This window comes from Citrobacter sp. MGH104 (assembly GCF_001034485.1).
In the GTDB taxonomy this organism is placed as follows: Bacteria; Pseudomonadota; Gammaproteobacteria; order Enterobacterales; family Enterobacteriaceae; genus Citrobacter; species Citrobacter freundii.
Genome location: NZ_KQ089818.1, coordinates 3,244,125 through 3,267,013, shown reverse-complemented (window position 1 = coordinate 3,267,013; position 22,889 = coordinate 3,244,125). Strand labels below are relative to the sequence as shown.

18 protein-coding genes are annotated in these 22,889 nt (G+C 50.5%); 4 read left to right on the top strand and 14 right to left on the bottom strand.

Annotation, left to right across the window (positions count from 1 at the left end; all coding sequences use genetic code 11):
• Positions 1-103 precede the first annotated feature (103 nt).
• From kdsB to SK34_RS15255, 13 genes are all read right to left on the bottom strand, one after another.
• Positions 104-850 (bottom strand): 3-deoxy-manno-octulosonate cytidylyltransferase, encoded by a 747-nt coding sequence (kdsB, locus tag SK34_RS15315; RefSeq protein ID WP_003035796.1) that lies wholly within the window; start codon positions 848-850, stop codon positions 104-106.
• On the bottom strand, positions 847-1,029 hold the full coding sequence (ycaR, locus tag SK34_RS15310) for a protein YcaR (protein WP_003035793.1): 183 nt from the start codon (positions 1,027-1,029) through the stop codon (positions 847-849). Before ycaR ends, kdsB begins: the two co-directional genes overlap by 4 nt.
• Positions 1,030-1,080: 51 nt before the next feature.
• Positions 1,081-2,313, bottom strand: a complete 1,233-nt coding sequence (locus tag SK34_RS15305; protein WP_048233390.1) for a winged helix-turn-helix domain-containing protein — start codon at positions 2,311-2,313, stop codon at positions 1,081-1,083.
• A gap of 41 nt (positions 2,314-2,354) precedes the next feature.
• Complete coding sequence (lpxK, locus tag SK34_RS15300) at positions 2,355-3,332, bottom strand: tetraacyldisaccharide 4'-kinase (protein ID WP_003836886.1); 978 nt, start codon at positions 3,330-3,332, stop codon at positions 2,355-2,357.
• Entirely contained in the window at positions 3,329-5,077 is a 1,749-nt protein-coding gene (msbA, locus tag SK34_RS15295) for a lipid A ABC transporter ATP-binding protein/permease MsbA (RefSeq protein WP_003035784.1), read from the bottom strand. The genes lpxK and msbA overlap by 4 nt, the downstream gene beginning before the upstream one ends.
• Before the next feature lie 36 nt (positions 5,078-5,113).
• Positions 5,114-7,378 (bottom strand): ComEC family protein, encoded by a 2,265-nt coding sequence (locus SK34_RS15290; protein ID WP_048233388.1) that lies wholly within the window; start codon positions 7,376-7,378, stop codon positions 5,114-5,116.
• Between the two features lie 206 nt (positions 7,379-7,584).
• Positions 7,585-7,869, bottom strand: a complete 285-nt coding sequence (gene ihfB / locus SK34_RS15285) for an integration host factor subunit beta (RefSeq protein WP_003035780.1) — start codon at positions 7,867-7,869, stop codon at positions 7,585-7,587.
• Between the two features lie 159 nt (positions 7,870-8,028).
• The gene (rpsA, locus tag SK34_RS15280) at positions 8,029-9,702 is read right to left on the bottom strand and encodes a 30S ribosomal protein S1 (protein WP_003035776.1); all 1,674 of its coding nucleotides are present in this window, start codon (positions 9,700-9,702) and stop codon (positions 8,029-8,031) included.
• A gap of 113 nt (positions 9,703-9,815) precedes the next feature.
• Positions 9,816-10,499, bottom strand: coding sequence for a (d)CMP kinase (gene cmk, locus SK34_RS15275; protein WP_003035772.1), 684 nt, complete (start codon positions 10,497-10,499; stop codon positions 9,816-9,818).
• Positions 10,500-10,670: 171 nt separating this feature from the next.
• The gene (locus SK34_RS15270; protein ID WP_003836891.1) at positions 10,671-11,432 is read right to left on the bottom strand and encodes a metalloprotease LoiP; all 762 of its coding nucleotides are present in this window, start codon (positions 11,430-11,432) and stop codon (positions 10,671-10,673) included.
• 138 nt (positions 11,433-11,570) lie between these two features.
• Entirely contained in the window at positions 11,571-12,854 is a 1,284-nt protein-coding gene (aroA, locus tag SK34_RS15265; protein ID WP_048233386.1) for a 3-phosphoshikimate 1-carboxyvinyltransferase, read from the bottom strand.
• Positions 12,855-12,923: 69 nt separating this feature from the next.
• On the bottom strand, positions 12,924-14,012 hold the full coding sequence (serC, locus tag SK34_RS15260) for a 3-phosphoserine/phosphohydroxythreonine transaminase (RefSeq protein ID WP_003847007.1): 1,089 nt from the start codon (positions 14,010-14,012) through the stop codon (positions 12,924-12,926).
• 212 nt (positions 14,013-14,224) lie between these two features.
• Complete coding sequence (locus SK34_RS15255) at positions 14,225-14,917, bottom strand: DUF421 domain-containing protein (protein WP_003847009.1); 693 nt, start codon at positions 14,915-14,917, stop codon at positions 14,225-14,227.
• Between the two features lie 136 nt (positions 14,918-15,053).
• On the opposite strand from SK34_RS15255, the gene ycaO reads away from it, so the two are divergent.
• The 4 genes from ycaO to pflA all read left to right on the top strand — a co-directional run bounded on the left by ycaO (position 15,054) and on the right by pflA (position 21,345).
• Positions 15,054-16,814 (top strand): 30S ribosomal protein S12 methylthiotransferase accessory factor YcaO, encoded by a 1,761-nt coding sequence (ycaO, locus tag SK34_RS15250; RefSeq protein ID WP_016149860.1) that lies wholly within the window; start codon positions 15,054-15,056, stop codon positions 16,812-16,814.
• A 405-nt stretch (positions 16,815-17,219) separates the two neighbouring features.
• Positions 17,220-18,077, top strand: coding sequence for a formate transporter FocA (gene focA / locus SK34_RS15245; protein WP_003035756.1), 858 nt, complete (start codon positions 17,220-17,222; stop codon positions 18,075-18,077).
• Positions 18,078-18,136: 59 nt separating this feature from the next.
• Complete coding sequence (gene pflB, locus SK34_RS15240; protein WP_003035753.1) at positions 18,137-20,419, top strand: formate C-acetyltransferase; 2,283 nt, start codon at positions 18,137-18,139, stop codon at positions 20,417-20,419.
• A 185-nt stretch (positions 20,420-20,604) separates the two neighbouring features.
• A complete protein-coding gene (gene pflA / locus SK34_RS15235) occupies positions 20,605-21,345 on the top strand; it encodes a pyruvate formate lyase 1-activating protein (protein ID WP_003035751.1) in 741 nt (246 codons plus the stop codon).
• A 43-nt stretch (positions 21,346-21,388) separates the two neighbouring features.
• Here the strand turns inward: pflA and SK34_RS15230 are convergent, their stop codons facing one another.
• The gene (locus tag SK34_RS15230; RefSeq protein ID WP_048233384.1) at positions 21,389-22,810 is read right to left on the bottom strand and encodes an amino acid permease; all 1,422 of its coding nucleotides are present in this window, start codon (positions 22,808-22,810) and stop codon (positions 21,389-21,391) included.
• Positions 22,811-22,889: the final 79 nt, after the last annotated feature.

Genomic DNA, 22,889 nt, shown 5'->3' with positions numbered 1-22,889 from the left:
CCGGATGAGATCAATTGATGAAAAGAAAAGTGGAGGGAAAGCGCAACGATACGACACTCCTCCCAAAAATACGCATCAATATGGGGGAGTGCCGTGAGAAAAACTAAGGCATTTCGGCGCGAACGCGCTCGAGATCTTCGGTAGTGTCTACGCCGGTACCCGGGACTTCTTTTGCGACGGCAACGTGAATTTTTTCGCCGTACCACAGCACTCGCAGCTGCTCCAGCATTTCGATATGCTCAAGCGGGCTAGGCTGCCAGTTAACATAGCGGCGAATAAAACCGGCGCGATAGCCGTAAATGCCCAGATGGCGCAGGAAGGTGTCCCCCACCGTTTCCAGACTTTTGGCGAAACGATCGCGATCCCATGGGATGGTCGCGCGTGAAAAATAGAGCGCATATCCTTCAGCGTCCAAAACGACTTTTACCGCATTCGGATTAAATGCCTCTTCCGCACTGTGAATCGGAGCCGCAAGAGTCGCCATGCCGACCTGACGTTGCGCCAGATTCTCAGCTACCTGGCGAATAATGACCGCCGGAATCATCGGCTCATCACCCTGTACGTTCACAATAACGGTATCATCGCTAAAACCACATTTCTCGACGACTTCCGCCAGGCGCTCCGTACCAGACTGGTGATCGGCGCGGGTCATGCACACTTCCCCCCCCACCGCTTCTACCGCGCGAGCGACATCCTCGTGATCGGTGGCCACGATGATACGTTCAGCGCCAGATTCACGCGCACGCTCCAGGACATGCACGATCATAGGCTTGCCGTTGATATCCAGTAGCGGCTTGCCCGGCAGACGAGTGGACGCATAACGCGCAGGAATAATGACCACAAAACTCATGATTTACTCTCATCAGCAGTCAGAACGCGGGCTTCGGTTTCCAGTAACACAGGAATGCCATCACGCAGTGGGAAAGCAAGGTTATCCAGTTTACAAATCAGTTCCTGTTTTTCCTGGTTAAACCAGAGTTTGCCATTGCATACCGGGCAGGCAATGATTTCAAGCAGACGATGATCCATAGTTCCTCCAGATGGACCGGATTGTGAATCCGTAAATATTAACATAATCGCTTAATGGGCTGGGTCTATTTCCCAACCATGGCGTGCATCAGCAAATAAACCTTCAGGATAACGTCCCAGCGTCACGCGTGTTGCCAGTTGCCAGCGGGCAAAATCGTCAATCGCCTGAAACAATCCTTTTTGCAAAGTCACCCCAGGCTTAACCCCATCCTGTAACCACAGCGAAATCACGTCCAGCACGCCCGTTTTACGGTGCATTTTGGCATCCATTCGCCCAACCAACTGCCCGCGGTGCAGCAACGGCAAGACGAAATAACCGTACTGACGTTTTGGTGCTGGCGTGTAACACTCCAGCCGGTAGCTAAAATCGAATAGCTGCTCTGCCCGTTTACGATCCCAAACCACCGGATCAAAAGGCGATAACACTGCGCTGTGGGTCGCCGTTAATTTGCCCGCCAGCGCCTGTTCGAGTAGCGGCTGAAGGTGGCTATGCAGCCATAGCGTTCCCAGCCCTTCAACGTCGACAGGAATAATCTTTTGCTGTTCCGCCCGTTCGTTGTACCAGTTTTTTAGCGCCGGGCGCTTCAGGCGGTAGTAGTCTGCCAGCCATTGTTCGCGGAAAATCCCCAGACTGCGGGCGCTGTTATCCAGCATAACGCTTTCAGCATCTTCCTGCGAAAGTGGGTCGCGTTCATCGTCCCAGTGTGGCATGACGCGATGGGTTAAATCATACACGCGCTGGAAATTACGCCGTTCCACCACCATCACTTTCCCGGCAGTGAACAGCCCTTCAAGATGACGCTTCTGCGGTTTCCACTCCCACCAGCCGCTGGTCCCCTTGCGTGGATGCTCAAAATCAGCAGATCGTACCGGTCCGTTATGCTGGATGTGCTGGAGCAGTTGCTCAATTTCATGAGCATGTTCTTTCATCCACGCCGCTTTATACTTCCAGCCCATATTCTCCGGGGCCAGCATGCGGTGACGTATCAGCATAAAATCGCTGCGCGGCAAAAAGCAGGCCTCGTGCGCCCAGTATTCCATCAGTTCGCCCTGCTGTAACGAGTCGTCCAGCCATTGGGGTGAATAATCTCCTAAACGACTAAACAGCACCAGGTAAGGACTTCGCGCCACAATATTGATGGTATCGATTTGCAGTAACGACATGCGCGAAATAGTCGCGAGAATATCTGCCGGGGTTGCCCGACGGCGTGTTTTTTTCAGCAGACCTTGAGCGGCAAGGTGAAGATGACGGGCATCCGTCAGAGAAAGGTGCGGCAACGACATCTATGGCCTCATAAATGATTCGCTGCCGCAGCGTGAATCAGTTAGCGAGTCAGCGAGATTAAGCTATCCAGCAACACGTCAGGCCGATCGCCTGACAAATGAGCGTCAACAGGTAAATACCACCAGTTTTCATCGGCAAATGCCCGGCACTTAACCGCATCTTTTTCCGTCATCACCAGCGTTTGCCCGGCGTTTACAAACGCACTGACGTCACTGTAGGTCAGAGACTGATGGTCTGCCAGCGCAATGCTTTTTTGCACGCTGGCACCGCATGCTTTCAGCGTGGCAAAAAAACGCGGAGGGTGACCAATGCCCGCCATGGCGACAATATTGGGCAATTGCGCTACATCACGGCGTTCGCCTGTACGTAAATTAACGGCCAGCCCCGGTTCAAGTCGCATAGGGATTTCCCCTGGTTGCGCAACGCCACCGTTAACAATAGTCGCATCCACCGATTTTAGACGACCTGCGCGTTCCCGCATTGGACCAGCGGGAAGCCACCAGCCATTGCCAAACCGACGTTCGCCGTCAATAACCACGATTTCAACATCTCGCGCCAGACGATAGTGCTGTAGCCCATCGTCGGTCACAATAATCTGCACGTCATGTTGGGCCAAAATGGCTTTTACCGCATCCGATCTTACCGGGGATACCGCTACCGGCACGCCGGTACGTTGGGCGATCAGCACAGGTTCATCACCCGCTTCTGCGGTAGTGGTCTCTGCGGTCAATAACAACGGATAAGCAGCCGCTTTCCCGCCGTAACCACGCGACACCACGCCCACGCGAATCCCGCGTTGCTGCAGTTGTTCAACCAGCCAAATCACCACCGGTGTTTTGCCATTGCCGCCGGCTGTAAGGTTTCCGACCACCACAACCGGTACTGGCGCGCGCCAAGCGCGTTTCAGCCCAAGCTTGTAGCATAGGCGGATCCCGCCACTCACCAGGCCATAAAGCCAGGAGAGTGGAAGTAACAATCGCCACAGCGGCGATTCACCAGACCAGATACGTGCGATCATTGACCGAATTGCATTTTGTGTAATTGCGCATAGACCCCGCGCTGCTCAATCAGGTCGCTATGGGTTCCGCGTTCGACAATCAGACCATCCTCCACCACGATGATTTCGTCGGCTTGTTCAATGGTTGAAAGACGGTGAGCAATGACCAGAGAAGTACGGTTTTTCTGTAGCTCATCCAGCGCAGACTGAATCGCACGTTCAGATTCGGTATCAAGAGCTGATGTTGCTTCATCAAGGATCAGAATTGGGCTGTCACGCAACAAGGCACGGGCGATAGCGATACGCTGACGTTGTCCGCCGGAAAGCAGGACGCCGTTTTCACCAATCACCGTATCCAGACCATTATCCATCTTGTTGATGAAATCCATGGCGTAGGCCATCTGTGCCGCTTTTTCGATCTGCTCACGGCTGTACATATCGGTACGCGCGTAGGCGATGTTGTTGGCAACCGTATCGTTAAACAGGTGCACATTCTGCGAAACCAACGCAACCTGATCGCGCAGGGATGCCAGGGTATATTCGCGCAGATCGTGTCCGTCCATCAGAATCTGCCCTTCATCAATATCGTAGAAGCGCGTAATCAAGCTGGCGATGGTGGATTTTCCTGAGCCCGAACGGCCAACCAGAGCAACGGTTTTACCCGCGGGAATATTCAGGTTGATGTTGCGCAGAGCCGGTACTTCACGTCCCGGATAGGTGAAAGTCACGTTGCGGAACTCGAGATCGCCGGTAGCACGCTCGATAACACGTTTACCTTCATCTTTCTCTTGTTCGCTATCCAGAATCGTAAATAAGGTCTGGCATGCCGCCATACCGCGCTGGAACTGCGCGTTGACGTTGGTCAGCGATTTCAACGGACGCATCAGCGCGATCATTGAGGAGAAGACAACCGTAATTGTCCCTGCCGTCAGGTTTTCCATTACGCTTGGGAAGCTGGCCGCATATAACACGAAGGCCAGAGCCAGAGACGCAATCAACTGGATGATAGGGTCGGAGATAGAAGAAGCGGAAACCATCTTCATACCCTGCAAACGCATCTTGTTGCTGACCTTATCAAAGCGCTTGGTTTCGACTTCCTGACCACCAAAAATCAGAACTTCTTTGTGGCCTTTCAGCATCTGCTCCGCACTGGTCGTAACCTGCCCCATAGTGTTTTGCATGTTTTTACTGATGCTACGAAAGCGCTTGGAAACCACACGGATCGCCACTGACACAATTGGCGCCAGTACAATCAGGATCAGTGACAGCTGCCAGCTGTAATAGAACATCATGATAAACAGGCCAATGATTGAGGCCCCTTCACGTACCACGGTGATCAGCGCGCCGGAAGACGATGACGCGACCTGCTCTGAATCATAGGTAATACGTGACAACAGCGTACCTGTAGACTGTTTATCAAAAAAGGAGACTGGCATGCCCATCATATGACCAAACAGGCGGCGACGCATGGTCATGACCACTTTGCCTGACACCCATGAGATACAGTAGCTGGAGACATAACTGGTTAAGCCACGAACTATCATCAGCCCAATGACCACCAGCGGCATCCACAGCAGCACCGAACGATCCGTTTTACCAAAACCATCATCCAGTAATGGTTTAAGGAGCGATAACATGAAGGTATCGCTGGCCGCGTTAAGGACTAACGCTATACCCGCCACGATCAGACCCGATTTAAAAGGCGCTATGGTTGGCCATAGTCGGCGAAACGTCTGCCACGTAGAGAGATCTTTATCGTTATGCATTCAAAAAACCAGCATTTGTTAGAATAGCCGCATATTCTACCCGTTATCCTCCGACACGCCAAACCACTGATGATACCAACGAGGTAAAATCTGATCCCGCAAGCTGTGTATTCGCCAGTTTTTTTGGTAAAAATCCAGCGTAATCTGCCCCTGATGTGGTGTATCCAGCCATTGATAATTTTGTTTCCGATAACGTTGCTTCACTTTCCATGATGGCAGACGCCAGGCGTTGTAACGAGATGCAGAGGCTAGTGCGGCCTGCCCGTCAACTCGCTGAATGAGTGCCAGTGATGATGAAGTATTGCTGCCATGATGCGGAACCTGCATCACCGTAGACTGCAGATGCTGCCAGTAGTGACTTAGCATTTTTTGTTCAGCGGGAGACTCAATATCGCCGGTCAGCAGAACACTCTGATACCCATCATCAACTTTAACCACGCAGGAGTGGTTATTCCCCTGCCCTGTATTTCCACGCACAGGCCAGTGCGCACTGAAGGTTAACCCTTGCCATTGCCAACGTTCTCCGCGAAAACACGGGAGGTGTCCTTTCCAGCCTAGCGGACTTCTTATCCATAGTGATGGCCAGACTTGTTGTAAGGAGTGCAACCCTCCCCGGTGATCCATATGTTCATGGCTTAAAATGACCCCTTCCGGCTCCAGATTATGCCAACGCAACCAGGGAATAATCAGCTGTTGCGCGCTATCACCTTCAGGCCATGCCAGACCAGTATCGTAAAGCAGCGCTTTTCCATTACGCACAATCACCATCGCCAGCCCCTGCCCGACATCCAGCATATGCACTTGCCACACATCTGTACGCGGTGCACGCCAAAGCGGCCCACTCAGCAAAAGTAGCGCAGAGAAACAGACCACCGGTAGCGTACGCAAGATATTTAGTCGCCATGCGATAATCATCATTCCGGGTAAAAATGCGAGCCATTGCCAGCGTGCATCAATATTGATCCACCCTTCAGGCAGGCTCCTGAGCCCCCAAAATAGTAGCGCCAGAGAGCGATCCGCTAAATACCACAGATTCGATTCAATCATCACCAGTCCGGCTAAATGCACGATCATGCCTGCTAATATCAAGGGTACGGAAACAAACGTGACCAAAGGGACGGCAAACAAATTAGCCGGAAACGAGGTCAGACTAAAACCGTGAAACATTGCGATTTGTACGGGAAGAAGCAGAAGCGTAATACCCAATTGCAGATGAGCCAGCGCCAGAAATTGACGACCAGCACGCGACAGCGGCCAGTCCGGGAGCGGTACCCATTGGTACCAGAACAGCAGTGCCGCAACGGCGGATGCAGACAACCATAGGCTTTGCGAAAGAACGGCAACAGGATCCACCACCAGAATGGCTGCCAGACAGCAGATCCATACCGACCATCCGCTCCACTGCCTGCTGCTAAGTCTTAGCGCCCCCCAGACTAGCAGCGCAACAACCGTTCGTAATGCCGGGGGTTGCAGCCCTGTCAGCCAGGCATATAATGTGGCGCAGACAATCCCACCCACTAATGGAACCTGCCAACAAATCCATCTGGCGGGCATAAAAAATTGTCCCGCGCGAATTATTCCGGCAGCCAGAAGTGCAGCAAACGCAATATGCAGCCCGGAGATAGCCATCAAATGAGCCGTGCCGGTATCACGCATAATCGTTTTCACCTCTTGTGACACGGACAAGCGCTCACCCATTCCCAGACCCAGTATAACCTGCTGCCAGGGATAGTCGGCGAGTACCGTTTTCAACGAGTCGAGAAATCGCGAACGCAAACTGCATTGTGGTGTGATAACCGAAGCCTGTAAGAATCGCCCCGTCAGCGGTTGATGCTGCGCCAATGCGTAACGCTGGCTATCAAATCCGCCTTCGTTTAATTGACCGTGTACGGCGCGGACTTTCAACGTCATCGCCCATGTCTGACCCGCACAAACATCACCGGGTAAATACTGTCCGTACAGGACGATTCCTTGTGCAGGAAAGATTCGTTTCCCCTGAAGGTGAGTGATTTGGCCGTAGTGCGTTGTCATATTGTCAGTTCCGGTTATCCGCACAATGGCTTGCTGGGTTTTCGCAGGCAGCGTATTACCGGCCCACAGAGCTTCTTTCGCAGCCAGGATTCCCCAAAGAAAAAACAGCAGGGTTAGTCCGGCGGAACGTATATATTTGTGGGGGAGAAAACAGAGCAGACATGCCAGACAAAATACAATGCCGATACACAACATGCCTGGCAGCGTAGGTAATAGCATGAGTGGGAGAATGCCGAATAATGCACACGTACTCACCGTTGTTATTTTCATCAATAACCTCCCTGTTACAGGGAGTGTGCAGTACTCTTCGACGGTTGTCTGGCATCAATTTATCGTTATACGACCTGAGTTCCGCAGACATTTAGTGGGGGTTGTAACGTACAAATTAACTGGGATGAGGATTCCAGGATAGGCGCACAGAAATGAAAAAAGCACCCATGCGGGTGCTTTTCTCGGCGTTAAGTCTCGCTAAAAACTTAACCGTAAATATTGGCGCGATCGCGCAGTTCTTTACCTGGTTTAAAGTGCGGAACGTATTTCCCTTCCAGATCCACTTTATCGCCGGTCTTCGGATTACGTCCGGTGCGTGGTGCGCGGTAATGCAAAGAGAAGCTGCCGAAACCGCGGATTTCAATACGCTCGCCCTGCGCAAGAGTCGAGGCCATATGTTCCAGCATCTCTTTAACTGCATCTTCAACCGCTTTCGCGGGAATATGAGGTTGCTGGGTTGCAAGTCTTTCAATCAATTCTGACTTGGTCATGATTCCTCCGGTTCCTTAAAGGCATAATTAGCTGCTGCATTGATTAAGGGCGGCCGTAGCCGCCCTTTGTCATTGATTACAGGACGAATCCTGTAATCTGTCAAGCTACTCGTCATCCTTTGTGCCGTTAACAGCACAAAGGATTTAGAGCACTCGATATTACTCGCCTTTAGCTGCTTTGAAAGCTTCAGCCATTGCGTTGTTAGAGAAGTTAGCATCTTCCTGTTTGTTAACAGTTGCGATTGCATCTTTCTCATCAGCTTCGTCTTTAGCACGAACAGACAGGCTGATTGCACGGTTCTTACGATCAACGCCGGTGAATTTAGCTTCAACGTCGTCGCCTACGCTCAGAACCAGAGTTGCATCTTCAACGCGGTCACGTGAAGCTTCAGAAGCGCGCAGGTAACCTTCAACGCCGTCAGCCAGTTCTACGGTTGCGCCTTTAGCGTCAACTGCAGTGACTTTACCGTTTACGATTGCGCCTTTCTTGTTCAGTGCAACCCAGTTGTTGAACGGATCTTCTGCGAGCTGTTTAACGCCCAGAGAGATACGCTCACGCTCTGCGTCAACCTGCAGAACAACTGCTGCGATTTCGTCGCCTTTTTTGTATTCACGAACTGCTTCTTCGCCTGCAACGTTCCAGGAGATGTCAGACAGGTGAACCAGGCCGTCGATGCCGCCGTCCAGGCCGATGAAGATACCGAAGTCAGTGATAGACTTGATTTTACCTTCAACACGGTCGCCCTTGTTGTGGGTTTCCGCGAACTGCTGCCATGGGTTGTTTTTGCACTGCTTCAGACCCAGGGAGATACGACGACGTTCTTCGTCGATATCCAGAACCATAACTTCCACTACGTCGCCAACGTTAACAACTTTGGACGGGTGGATGTTTTTGTTGGTCCAATCCATTTCGGAAACGTGAACCAGGCCTTCAACGCCTTCTTCGATTTCAACGAAGCAGCCGTAGTCGGTCAGGTTGGTCACGCGACCAGTCAGTTTGGTACCTTCTGGATAACGCTTAGCGATAGCTACCCATGGATCTTCGCCCAGCTGTTTCAGGCCCAGAGATACACGAGTACGCTCGCGGTCGAACTTCAGCACTTTAACAGTGATTTCGTCGCCAACGTTTACGATTTCGCTCGGATGCTTAACGCGTTTCCATGCCATGTCGGTGATGTGCAGCAGGCCGTCAACGCCACCCAGATCAACGAATGCACCGTAGTCAGTGAGGTTCTTAACGATACCTTTAACTTCCATGCCTTCCTGCAGGTTTTCCAGCAGCTGATCGCGTTCTGCGCTGTTTTCGGATTCGATAACGGCACGACGGGAAACAACAACGTTGTTACGCTTCTGATCCAGCTTGATTACTTTGAATTCAAGCTCTTTGCCTTCCAGGTGCAGCGTGTCGCGGACCGGACGAACGTCTACCAGGGAACCCGGCAGGAACGCGCGAATACCATTCAGCTCAACAGTGAAGCCACCCTTGACTTTGCCATTGATAACACCAGTAACGGTTGCAGCTTCTTCGTAAGCTTTTTCCAGCGTGATCCAAGCTTCGTGACGTTTAGCTTTTTCACGGGACAGCAGGGTTTCACCGAAGCCGTCTTCTACTGCATCCAGAGCAACGTCAACTTCGTCACCAACCTGGATTTCCAGCTCGCCCTGGGCGTTTTTGAACTGCTCTGCCGGAATGGCGGACTCAGATTTCAGACCAGCGTCAACCAGTACTACGTCTTTGTCGATAGCAACAACAACACCACGAACGATGGAACCCGGACGGGTTTCGATTTCTTTTAAGGATTCTTCAAACAGTTGAGCAAAAGATTCAGTCATGTTTAATCTTCAGGTTTCATATTTAACGTCCACCTGGCTCCATGCCGGATGGGGTTGTTTAACATACCCGCTGTCAATCCATTGCAACGGGGGTACTGCAAATTCGGTCGCACTTAAGCGAGAGCCAGTTTTTGGCGCGCGTATTGTAACGCTTTTTCAATCACTTGCTCAATGCTTAATCGGGTTGAATCCAAAACTAAAGCATCAGCAGCAGGAACCAGCGGCGCTACAGCACGGTTACGATCGCGATAATCGCGTTCTTCGATCTCGGCCAAAAGGCGCTCAAAGTTAACACTAAAGCCCTTCTCCTGCAACTGTAGCATACGTCTATGCGCACGTTCTTGCGAGGAGGCGTCCAGAAAAATTTTCACCGGCGCATCCGGGAACACCACGGTCCCCATATCACGTCCATCAGCAATCAGACCTGGGGTTTCGCGAAATGCGCGTTGACGACGTAAAAGCGCTTCACGCACGCGAGGAAACGCCGCGACCTGAGAGGCGGCATTCGCCACTTCCTGGGTACGGATTTCACCGCTGACATCCTCACCTTCAAGAATGACTTCAAGGTTGCCGTCTGTTGAGATAAAACGCACATCCAGGTGTGAGGCAAGCGGTACCAGAGCATCTTCAGAAGTGACATCAACATGGTGATGTAACGCTGCGAGCGCCAGTACGCGGTAGATCGCGCCTGAATCTAACAGATGCCACTGCAATGCTTCCGCCATTGCCTTGCACAAGGTGCCTTTTCCTGCACCGCTTGGGCCATCAATGGTAATAACCGGGGCAATTGCCGTCATCTTTTTCTCCTTAAACGGGCGTACATTAACGTGAACGCCGCGCATTATACGCGCCAACGCTAATGATCGTTAATACAGAGTGTAAAAACCCGATTAGTCTGTAACGATATGTGGAAGAATTGCGCAATTATAGCGGGCTGGCGAGAAACCAGCCCGGAAGATGGCACTGTTTTACTTTTTATCTGCTGCGATACGTTCACGCATATGCTGAGCGCGATCGTCAGATGCCGGATGAGAATCCATCAGTGATTTTGCATGGCCTGCGTCCATCGTGGCAAACTTATCAAACGCAGTCACTAACCCCTGACGGTCAATACCGCGTTTTTTCAGCAAATCATAGGAAAAGTCATCCGCATCCGATTCCTGGCTACGGGAGAAGGCTGAGTTAATCACACCTTCCGCCAGATCGCCCAACTGAGACTGGGAAAGCTGAGAAGCGACGCCGCTGGTCGCAGAAATAGCATCGCGCGCAGCAAGTGTGGCATACGCGGTCTGCATTGCTTTACGTGAGTGCCCTAAAGAAACATGGCCCAACTCATGACCCAGCACGCCTTCAATTTCATTGTCGGTCATCAGGTCCATCAAGCCCGAATAAACACGTACACATCCATTCGCCATTGCCCAGGCATTGATATCACTGGTCATATAAACTTTATAGTTGACCGGCGTTCCATCAATGTTATTACCCAACGCTTTCGCAATTTTATTCAGACGCTTAGTGTATTTGCTTTTTGCGCCCGCCAGCTGGTTTTCACTATCCATCTGCTTACATGAGCTGTTAGAGAGGGATTTGACATCAGCGTCGGTAAGCGTCGCAGCTTTATAAGCTGCCATACCAGAACTGGCAACAAGGTCGCCATTTACGCCATTTTTACAACCTGCCAGCAACGTAGCGGAAACCGCCAACGCCAAAAAGAGTGATTTATTTTTCATGCTAATCTTCCGATGATATTTATAATAAAAACAAATAAATAAGTTAAATCATCCACAAGTTAGCATTAGTTGTAAGCGTAAAAACAGTGCGGTTACGGACACAGAAACGCCAGTCCGGGGACCGACGTTTCGTGAGGATCAGGCAGATGTACTAATACGCGCCAGCTGTTCGAAATAATCCGGGAAAGTTTTGGCGGTACATTTTGGATCAAGAATGGTCACAGGCGTGTCAGACAGCGCCACCAGCGAGAAACACATCGCCATGCGGTGATCGTTATAGGTCGCGATGTCCGCAAATTGCAATGTTGCAGGCGGGGTGATGCGGATAAAGTCATGCCCCTCTTCCACCTCCGCGCCCACTTTGCGTAACTCCGTCGCCATCGCGAACAGACGATCGGTCTCTTTGACGCGCCAGTTGTAGATATTACGTAATGTCGTGGTGCCTTTCGCAAACAGCGCCGCCGTTGCAATGGTCATCGCCGCATCAGGAATATGGTTCATATCCATATCCACTGCGTTCAACTCGCCGTGAGTACAGGCAATAAAATCGTCGCCCCATGTAATGGTAGCACCCATTTTTTCCAGTACATCGGCAAAACGAATATCACCCTGCATACTGTTACGGCCAATCCCGGTAACTTTTACCGTACCGCCTTTAATGGCACCCGCCGCGAGGAAATAGGAAGCGGAAGAAGCATCACCTTCAACCAGGTATGCACCCGGTGACTGGTACTGCTGCTGCCCCTTCACGACAAAGCGCTGGTAGTTTTGATTTTCAATTTCAACACCAAACGTTTTCATCAGGTTCAGTGTGATATCAATGTAAGGTTTGGATACCAGGTCACCTTTAATTGCAATCGTCGTATCCTGCGGCGCAAGCGGCGCAGTCATCAGCAGCGCAGTGAGGAACTGGCTGGAAACGCTACCGTCTACCTCAACCTGGCCTCCGGTAAAGCCACCGCGCAGACGTAAAGGTGGATAGTTTTCCTGCTCCAGATAGTCAATTTTGGCTCCGCCCTGGCGCAGCGCATCAACCAGATGGCCTATCGGGCGCTCTTTCATGCGCGGTTCGCCCGTCAGCACGATGTCATTGCTGCCCAGACATAGCGCTGCGGCCAGCGGGCGCATTGCGGTTCCGGCATTACCAAGGAACAGTTCCACTGAGCCTTGCGCATGTAATGCACCACCATTGCCAATAATCTCGCAGCGGGTACGATCAGCAGAAAGGGTATAGCTAATCCCTAACACATTCAGAGCATTAAGCATATGGCGAACATCATCGCTGTCCAGCAGGTTGGTCAGGACAGTGGTGCCATTGGCTAATGCGGCCAGCAGCAAAGCGCGGTTAGAAACACTTTTGGATCCAGGCAGATTGATTGTGCCATCCACCCGCGCAATGGGTTGTAACGTCAGGGATTCCATGAAACTCGACTCTCAAAAACAGACATAAAAACCCCACAGACGGGCTGTGGGGATGAAAAGTACAGCAGATTAGCCGCGACGGCGTTCAAAATCGACCATGAAATCGGTCAGTGCTTTTACACCTTCAAGCGGCATTGCATTGTAGATGGACGCACGCATACCGCCGACCACACGATGCCCTTTCAGCGCATGCAGGCCCGCAGCAAAAGACTCTTCCAGGAACAGTTTATCCAGTGCGCTGTCAGCCAGCTGGAACGGTACGTTCATGCGTGAACGGTTGGATTTCGCCACATCGTTACGGTAGAAATCGCTGTTATCAATTACGCCGTACAGCAGTTCCGCTTTTTGCTGGTTAATCTTATCCATTGCATTAACACCGCCCTGCTTTTTCAGCCATTTAAAGACCAGGCCAGACAGATACCAGGCAAAGGTTGGCGGCGTATTGAACATGGAATCGTTGTCATTCAGCACGGTATAGTCGAGGATTGACGGGCATGATACATGAGCTTTACCCAGCAAATCTTCACGGACGATGACAATCGTCAGGCCGGCCGGGCCGATGTTTTTCTGTGCACCGGCATAAATTACGCCATAACGGCTAACGTCAAGCGGTGCGGAAAGAATGGTAGAGGACAGATCCGCCGTGACCACAACGTTGCTGGCAAAATTCGGCGTTTCATCGATCGCAATGCCATCGATAGTTTCGTTCGGACAATAGTGCAGGTACGCCGCGTTATCAGAAAGCTGCCATTCACTCATCGGCTTAACAGCACGCAGGCCGTCCACGGTGACTTTGGCATCAATAACGTTTGGTGTGCAGTATTTTTTCGCTTCTTTAATTGCACTGGCGGCCCAATAACCGGCATCGACGTAATCCGCGGTGGTTTTATCACCCAGAATATTTAACGGGATACCCGCGAACTGCCCACGACCACCGCCATGGCAGAACAACACTTTATAGTTGGAGGGGATGCTAAGAAGATCACGAAAATCCTGCTCCGCTTCCTCGGCGACCTGGATGAATTCTTTGCCACGGTGGCTAATTTCCATCACCGACGTGCCAAGACCGTTCCAGTCGCGAAGATCCTGTTGAGCCAGTTTAAGTACTTCTGCCGGTAGCATTGCCGGACCTGAACTAAAATTAAAGACCTGAGCCATTTCCCCTCACCACGTTGTGTTGTTGTCCAATCAACATCCTGTCATTGACGATAATCCGGTGACAGACATTGGTATAAGTTATTCCTGTGGATATCGGTTTTATCATTCAGTGACACGCGCCGCAATGGGTAAAACTGACCAGGGTAAAAATGTGTCATTGGTCACACAACAGAATCTATCGGATTGACGGGTAAAAACCGAGATTTTTGCTGTCAGGTAACCCGTTTTGCCCGACTGGCCTTCGACCATTCTGGATTTGCACAGCGTGGACATAATTGATGATCTCCGGCGTTCATTTGCACCACTTCGCTACAACGTATACAGGCATAGTCTCCTGCTTCAGGCATTACTTTAAATCGTTGCGTACAGTGCTTAGGTAAAATACTGAGCCCCGGCTTTACGTCTTCATCGGCAAAGAAGTAGACGCTGATTTGTCCATTCGTCTCCAGAATAGCCAGTTTCACCTGTCCCAATTGCTCCACGCCGTTCAAACGCAGTTCCATAAAGAATTCAAATTCCGTCATATTGGCACTATTGAGCTTTGACCATGCCAGCTCGCCGTCTTCAATGATCACGACGGGTTTGCCCTCCAGCAGGTCCTCCATTTTTTCACTATGCGCCATTAGCCACATCACCAACCGATACAGCACAGCAAGAGTAATAAAAACCACCAGCACTGGCAGCATCGGGACATCGTCATAGAATGCCACGTCTCCCGCTGCAGAACCCAGCGTAAGGATGATCAGCACTTCAAAAAGCGACATCTGGCGTACGCCGCGACGTCCGGTGATTTTTAAAAACAGAAAAACCAATATAAAGGTGTAGAGGCTGCGTAACGCAACTTCCCCCAGAAAATCCATGGGCACCTTATCAAGCGCCATACGGTGCAAATCGAAAGCTTTCATTAATATGCTCTAAACGTAGTTGGCTGTAAGAAAGCATAGCCAATGCTTTTATTTACGCCTGAGCTCCGGCGGCGATAGCGCCGTTCATTGAAAACCCGTATCATTGCGCGCTTTCCGTACGACAAAAGTGATTTTCATGACGCAAACATTTATCCCCGGCAAAGATGCCGCTCTGGAAGACTCCATCGCTCGCTTCCAGCAAAAATTGCTCGACCTCGGTTTTCAAATTGAAGAAGCCTCGTGGTTGAATCCCGTCCCTAACGTCTGGTCTGTACATATTCGCGACAAAGAATGCGCGCTGTGCTTCACCAACGGTAAAGGCGCGACGAAAAAAGCGGCGTTGGCTTCCGCGCTGGGCGAATATTTTGAGCGTCTGTCGACTAACTATTTCTTTGCGGATTTCTGGTTGGGCGAAACTATCGCCAATGGCCCGTTCGTGCATTATCCGAACGAAAAATGGTTCCCGCTGACAGAAGAAGACGATGTACCAGAAGGTTTACTGGATGCACGTCTGCGTGCGTTTTACGATCCAGATAACGAACTGACTGGCAGCATGCTTATCGATCTGCAGTCTGGTAATGAAGAACGTGGCGTCTGCGGCCTGCCGTTTACCCGTCAGTCGGATAACCAGACTGTCTATATTCCGATGAATATTATCGGCAACCTGTATGTTTCTAACGGCATGTCCGCGGGTAACACGCCTAACGAAGCGCGCGTTCAGGGCCTGTCTGAAGTCTTTGAACGTCATGTGAAGAACCGTATTATCGCCGAAAGCATCAGCCTGCCGGAAATCCCGGCCGAGGTGATGGCGCGCTATCCGGCAGTGGTGGAGTCCATCGCCACACTGGAAGCGGAAGGTTTCCCAATTTTCGCCTACGATGGCTCGCTGGGCGGCAAGTATCCGGTGATTTGCGTTGTCCTGTTCAACCCGACCAACGGTACCTGCTTCGCTTCCTTCGGCGCACACCCGGATTTCGGCGTGGCGCTGGAGCGTACCGTCACTGAACTGCTGCAGGGCCGTGGTCTGAAGGATCTTGATGTCTTCACCCCACCGACCTTCGACGATGAGGAAGTGGCAGAACATACCAACCTTGAAACTCACTTCATCGATTCCAGCGGTTTGATCTCATGGGATCTGTTCAAGCAGGATGCCGACTATCCGTTCGTTGACTGGAATTTCTCTGGCACCACGGAAGAAGAGTTCGCCACTCTGATGGCCATCTTCAATGCTGAAGATAAAGAAGTGTATATCGCTGACTATGAGCACCTGAGCGTTTACGCGTGCCGCATTATTGTGCCGGGAATGTCTGACATCTATCCGGCAGAAGATCTGTGGTTAGCTAACAACGCTATGGGCGCCCATCTGCGTGACACCATTCTCTCTCTGCCGGGCAGCGAATGGGATAAAGAAGACTATCTCAATCTGATCGAACAACTGGATGAAGAAGGGTTTGACGACTTCACCCGCGTACGCGAGCTACTCGGTCTGGCGACCGGTGCGGATAACGGTTGGTACACCCTGCGTATTGGCGAGCTTAAAGTGATGCTGGCGCTGGCCGGTGGCGATCTGGAGCAGGCGCTGGTGTGGACAGAATGGACGATGGAATTTAACGCCTCCGTCTTTAGCGCGGAACGTGCAAACTACTATCGCTGCCTGCAAACATTGTTGCTGCTGTCTCAGGAAGAGGACCGTCAGCCGCTGCAATATCTGAACGCATTTGTCCGCATGTACGGCGCAGAGGCGGTTGAAGCGGCAAGTGCGGCATTGAGTGGCGAAGCGCCATTCTACGGGTTGCAAACCGTTGATAACGATCTGCAAGCTTTCCCGGCGCATCAGTCTCTGCTGAAAGCCTATGAAAAACTGCAGCGCGCGAAAGCGGCACATTGGTCAAAATAATGACAGTCAGCCTGCGCTAAGTAGGCTAAAAGTATTGTCTGGGATATATTACGGGGCGCTTTAAGCGCCCTGTTTTTTTATTTTGGTCAAATCGGAAAATAAATGTAAAAACAAGGTTAAATATTAGTAGTTGATATTAAAAAAATTAGCATATTAATGTGGTTTTTTATCTCAATTACTCCATTTTAATTAACCGTCTGACAGGAGACAAAAAGAAAAAATTCAACTCACTTTATAATTTTTAAAATTTATTTTTATATGGATAATCAACAAGTTACTCCGTAATCGCATAAAAACCATGCGTCTTGCGGGCCTATAAGCCAGGCGAGATATGATCTATATCAAATTCTCATCTATAATGCTTTGTTAGTATCTCGTCGCCGACTTAATAAAGAGAGAGTTAGTGTGAAAGCTGACAACCCTTTTGATCTTATTCTACCTGCTGCAATGGCCAAAGTTGCCGAAGAAGCAGGCGTCTATAAAGCAACGAAACATCCGCTTAAGACGTTCTATCTGGCAATTACTGCCGGTGTATTCATTTCAATTGCCTTTGTTTTCTATATCACCGCCACAACCGGTACCGGAACTATGCCTTTCGGCATGGCAAAATTAGTAGGTGGTATCTGCTTTTCCCTGGGGCTGATTCTTTGTGTTGTCTGCGGCGCAGACCTCTTCACCTCAACCGTATTGATTGTCGTAGCAAAAGCCAGTGGTCGTATTACCTGGGGCCAATTGGCTAAAAACTGGCTTAACGTTTATGTCGGTAACCTGGTGGGTTGCTTGCTCTTCGTGCTATTGATGTGGCTTTCCGGCGAATACATGACCGCCAACGGCGCGTGGGGGCTCAACGTCCTACAAACAGCCGACCACAAAGTGCACCATACTTTTGTTGAGGCGGTAAGTCTTGGCATCCTGGCTAACCTGATGGTGTGTCTGGCCGTATGGATGAGCTACTCGGGCCGCAGCCTAATGGACAAAGCGTTTATCATGGTATTACCGGTCGCAATGTTTGTTGCCAGCGGTTTTGAGCACAGTATCGCAAACATGTTTATGATCCCTATGGGTATTGTAATACGCGATTTCGCCACCCCGGAATTCTGGACCGCAGTTGGGTCTTCTCCGGAGAATTTTTCTCACCTGACCGTGATGAATTTCATCACCGATAACCTGATTCCGGTTACGATCGGTAACATTATCGGCGGCGGTTTGTTGGTCGGGTTGACATACTGGGTCATTTATCTGCGTGGTAACGATCATCATTAATCTGATGATGCCCATTACACGCAGTAAATAAAAAATCCACTTAAGAAGGTAGGTGTTACATGTCCGAGCTTAATGAAAAGTTAGCCACAGCCTGGGAAGGTTTTACCAAAGGTGACTGGCAGAATGAAGTAAACGTACGTGACTTCATTCAGAAAAACTACACTCCATATGAGGGTGACGAGTCCTTCCTGGCTGGCGCAACTGATGCGACCACTGCACTGTGGGACAGCGTGATGGAAGGCGTTAAACAGGAAAACCGCACTCACGCGCCTGTTGACTTTGACACCTCCGTTGCTTCTACCATCACTTCTCACGACGCTGGCTACATCAACAAAGCGCTCGAGAAGATTGTTGGTCTGCAGACTGAAGCTCCGCTGAAACGTGCGATCATTCCGTTTGGCGGCATCAAAATGGTTGAAGGTTCCTGCAAAGCGTACAATCGCGAACTGGACCCGATGCTGAAAAAAATCTTCACCGAATATCGCAAAACCCACAACCAGGGCGTATTCGATGTTTACACCAAAGACATTCTGAACTGCCGTAAATCCGGTGTTCTGACTGGTCTGCCAGATGCGTATGGCCGTGGCCGTATCATCGGTGACTACCGTCGCGTTGCGCTGTACGGTATCGACTACCTGATGAAAGACAAATACGCTCAGTTCGTCTCTCTGCAGTCCGATCTGGAAAACGGCGTAAACCTGGAAGCAACTATCCGTCTGCGTGAAGAAATTGCTGAACAGCACCGCGCTCTGGGTCAGATCAAAGAAATGGCTGCTAAATATGGCTGCGATATCTCTGGCCCGGCTACCAACGCTCAGGAAGCTATCCAGTGGACTTACTTCGGCTACCTGGCCGCTGTTAAATCTCAGAACGGTGCAGCAATGTCCTTCGGTCGCGTATCCACCTTCCTGGATGCTTACATCGAACGTGACCTGAAAGCAGGCAAAATCACCGAGCAAGACGCACAGGAAATGATCGACCACCTGGTCATGAAACTGCGTATGGTTCGCTTCCTGCGTACTCCTGAATATGATGAACTGTTCTCCGGTGACCCGATTTGGGCAACTGAATCTATCGGTGGTATGGGCGTTGATGGCCGTACTCTGGTTACCAAAAACAGCTTCCGCTTCCTGAACACCCTGTACACCATGGGTCCTTCTCCGGAGCCGAACATCACTGTTCTGTGGTCTGAAAAACTGCCTCTGAACTTCAAGAAATTCGCCGCTAAAGTGTCCATCGACACCTCTTCTCTGCAGTACGAGAACGATGACCTGATGCGTCCGGACTTCAACAACGACGACTACGCTATCGCTTGCTGCGTAAGCCCGATGGTTGTTGGTAAACAAATGCAGTTCTTCGGTGCGCGTGCAAACCTGGCGAAAACCATGCTGTACGCAATCAACGGTGGCGTTGATGAAAAACTGAAAATGCAGGTTGGTCCTAAATCTGAACCGATCAAAGGCGACGTTCTGAACTTCGACGAAGTTATGGACCGCATGGATCACTTCATGGATTGGCTGGCTAAACAGTACGTCACTGCACTGAACGTTATTCACTACATGCACGACAAGTACAGCTACGAAGCCTCTCTGATGGCGCTGCACGACCGTGACGTTATCCGCACCATGGCGTGTGGTATCGCGGGTCTGTCCGTTGCTGCTGACTCCCTGTCTGCAATCAAATATGCGAAAGTTAAACCGATTCGTGACGAAGACGGTCTGGCTATCGACTTCGAAATCGAAGGCGAATACCCGCAGTTTGGTAACAACGACTCTCGCGTTGATGACATGGCGGTTGACCTGGTAGAACGTTTCATGAAGAAAATTCAGAAACTGACTACTTATCGTAACGCTATCCCGACTCAGTCTGTTCTGACCATCACCTCTAACGTGGTTTATGGTAAGAAAACTGGTAACACCCCAGATGGTCGTCGTGCTGGCGCGCCGTTCGGACCGGGTGCTAACCCAATGCACGGCCGTGACCAGAAAGGTGCTGTTGCCTCTCTGACCTCCGTTGCTAAACTGCCGTTTGCTTACGCTAAAGATGGTATCTCTTACACCTTCTCTATCGTTCCGAACGCTCTGGGTAAAGACGACGAAGTTCGTAAGACCAACCTGGCGGGTCTGATGGATGGTTACTTCCACCACGAAGCGTCCATCGAAGGTGGTCAGCACCTGAACGTGAACGTCATGAACCGTGAAATGCTGCTGGATGCGATGGAACATCCGGAAAAATATCCGCAGCTGACCATCCGCGTTTCTGGCTACGCAGTACGTTTTAACTCCCTGACTAAAGAACAGCAGCAGGACGTTATCACTCGTACCTTCACTCAGACCATGTAATTGGTTTTGACTGAAATCGTACTTTAAAAAGCGTACAATAAAGGCTCCACGTAAGTGGGGCCTTTTTAATAGCCTGCTTTGTCAGCCATCTATACTTATGGATAGCAGCCAAAACAGACTCGACACAGTTAATAACTGTGCACTAACACTGGCCCCGGATGGGCCACACCTGGAGAAACACCGCAATGTCAGTTATTGGTCGCATTCACTCCTTTGAATCCTGTGGCACTGTTGATGGCCCGGGCATCCGTTTTATTACCTTCTTTCAGGGCTGCCTGATGCGCTGCCTGTATTGCCATAACCGCGACACGTGGGATACGCACGGCGGTAAAGAAGTTACCGTTGACGAATTAATGAAAGAGGTGGTGACCTACCGCCACTTTATGAACGCCTCCGGAGGCGGCGTGACAGCGTCTGGCGGCGAAGCTATCTTGCAAGCTGAATTCGTACGTGACTGGTTCCGGGCCTGTAAAAAAGAAGGTATTCATACTTGTCTGGATACTAACGGTTTTGTTCGTCGCTACGATCCGGTGATCGATGAGCTGCTGGAAGTCACCGACCTGGTCATGCTCGATCTCAAACAAATGAACGATGAAATCCATCAGAATCTGGTGGGTGTGTCTAACCATCGTACACTCGAGTTCGCGCGTTACCTGTCCAACAAAGACATCAAAGTGTGGATCCGCTATGTTGTCGTACCTGGCTGGTCTGACGATGACGACTCCGCACACCGCCTTGGCGAATTTACCCGCGATATGGGCAACGTTGAAAAAATCGAGCTGCTGCCTTACCACGAGCTGGGCAAACACAAATGGGTGGCAATGGGCGAAGAGTACAAACTGGATGGTGTCAAACCGCCGAAGAAAGAGACCATGGAGCGCGTGAAGGGTATTCTCGAGCAATATGGACATAAAGTGATGTATTGAGTTTTATGGTGGGTAACAGATACGTTACCCACCTGACTCTGCCTTAACGCCCTCTTCTCGCCAGTAACGGGAAAATCAATCCCAGTCCAACCAGCACAAATGGCGTCACAATATTCAGCGTGAGCTGGAATGTCCACTCAGGGGTGAAGGCTTCCATTTTCGGGAAAATCCCGGTCAGACAGGCAAATGCGGTAAAGGCAAAGCACCAGATCCCCACGGTCATCGCAAGCGATCGGTTGCGAATAAAGACATATTCTGATTTATATTTTTGCGCCAGACGAATAACAGCAATGAATGCCACAAACACCCATAAATAACGCAATGGCATCACGACAGAGTTAAGATTCAATAGCCATTTATACAGATTGTTCATGTCGCCAATTCCCAGTGTTGGCAACATAATCAGAATCGCCACCAGCACCAGCGTCAGAATATAACCATTTACCGGCGTACCGGAAGCATTGGTTTTACACAGACTCACGGGAATATATTTACGATCAGCATCACCCAGCAGAACTTTAAGCGGTGCATCAATAGAAAATACCAATGCCGCAATCTGTCCCAGCGTATTGGCAATCGCGTAAATAACCATCAGCGAATTACCCATACCATAATACTCACCCAGTTTCTGGAAGGCGTAATATTGACCATTCGTCATCAGATCATCTGGAATATGCCGGGAGTCAAACATCATTCCCATAGCCAGCGATCCGAGAATCGCACATACCGCCACCATAACAGCCAGAACGAGCATCCCTTTCGGAAATTCTTTGCCCGGATTACGTGTCTGATTAACGTATGGCGAAATTTTCTCCGCGCCGCCCACGGCAAAGACCAGCATGGAGATCGTGGTAATGTAGGTAAAATCAATGTGCGGGATAAACGATTCCCAGGTGATATTAGTTGTCGCTATCTGCACATCCGTAATTGCAGGCGCAGTTACCGCCATCACGACATACAAAATGGACATCACAAACATCGCGATGCCTGCAACTGACCCAACAATTTTCAGCGATTTCATGCCACGGGACGCAACCCACATGAAAAAGACAAACAGCGCCAGTGTCAGCCCCTGCAACGCCACGACGGTGTACTCTTTAATCAACGAACCATCGCCCTTCAGCGCCCATCCCAGCGCAATCAGAATAGCCTGCGGTTTTTGCGCCAGATAAGGAATATGCACAACCCAATAGGTCCATGCAGCAAGATAGGCCAGCCCTGGCCCCATGGTATGTTTAATCCAGGTACTGACGCCGCCTTTACCCTCTTTAAAAGTTGAGCCAAGCTGCCCGACGATCAACGCATAAGGTATAAAATAGAGCGCGAAAATAAAGATCCAAGAGGAGACAACAACTAATCCCTGATTGGCATAGTTGTTAACGACGTTGCCAAAACCCCAAACGGTAATAAAAGACATCAATGCAATGTTGTACCATCGCAATTGTTTTTCCTGCACACCAGCCATACGCAATCCTTCGTGGAAGCTTTATGATTATAAATAAATGAGGCGTGGGATTATGCGCGGTAAAATGAGCGAGCGGAAA

Bases quoted from the DNA above. Each gene is read 5' to 3' on its own strand.
- pflA (WP_003035751.1), top strand. From the start codon at position 20,605: ATGTCAGTTATTGGTCGCATTCACTCCTTTGAATCCTGTGGCACTGTT.
- SK34_RS15305 (WP_048233390.1), bottom strand. From the start codon at position 2,313: ATGTCGTTGCCGCACCTTTCTCTGACGGATGCCCGTCATCTTCACCTT.
- SK34_RS15255 (WP_003847009.1), bottom strand. From the start codon at position 14,917: ATGAAAGCTTTCGATTTGCACCGTATGGCGCTTGATAAGGTGCCCATG.
- pflB (WP_003035753.1), top strand. From the start codon at position 18,137: ATGTCCGAGCTTAATGAAAAGTTAGCCACAGCCTGGGAAGGTTTTACC.
- SK34_RS15230 (WP_048233384.1), bottom strand. From the start codon at position 22,810: ATGGCTGGTGTGCAGGAAAAACAATTGCGATGGTACAACATTGCATTG.
- msbA (WP_003035784.1), bottom strand. From the start codon at position 5,077: ATGCATAACGATAAAGATCTCTCTACGTGGCAGACGTTTCGCCGACTA.
- ycaO (WP_016149860.1), top strand. From the start codon at position 15,054: ATGACGCAAACATTTATCCCCGGCAAAGATGCCGCTCTGGAAGACTCC.
- SK34_RS15270 (WP_003836891.1), bottom strand. From the start codon at position 11,432: ATGAAAAATAAATCACTCTTTTTGGCGTTGGCGGTTTCCGCTACGTTG.
- cmk (WP_003035772.1), bottom strand. From the start codon at position 10,499: ATGACGGCAATTGCCCCGGTTATTACCATTGATGGCCCAAGCGGTGCA.
- lpxK (WP_003836886.1), bottom strand. From the start codon at position 3,332: ATGATCGCACGTATCTGGTCTGGTGAATCGCCGCTGTGGCGATTGTTA.
- rpsA (WP_003035776.1), bottom strand. From the start codon at position 9,702: ATGACTGAATCTTTTGCTCAACTGTTTGAAGAATCCTTAAAAGAAATC.
- serC (WP_003847007.1), bottom strand. From the start codon at position 14,012: ATGGCTCAGGTCTTTAATTTTAGTTCAGGTCCGGCAATGCTACCGGCA.
- aroA (WP_048233386.1), bottom strand. From the start codon at position 12,854: ATGGAATCCCTGACGTTACAACCCATTGCGCGGGTGGATGGCACAATC.
- ihfB (WP_003035780.1), bottom strand. From the start codon at position 7,869: ATGACCAAGTCAGAATTGATTGAAAGACTTGCAACCCAGCAACCTCAT.
- kdsB (WP_003035796.1), bottom strand. From the start codon at position 850: ATGAGTTTTGTGGTCATTATTCCTGCGCGTTATGCGTCCACTCGTCTG.
- ycaR (WP_003035793.1), bottom strand. From the start codon at position 1,029: ATGGATCATCGTCTGCTTGAAATCATTGCCTGCCCGGTATGCAATGGC.
- SK34_RS15290 (WP_048233388.1), bottom strand. From the start codon at position 7,378: ATGAAAATAACAACGGTGAGTACGTGTGCATTATTCGGCATTCTCCCA.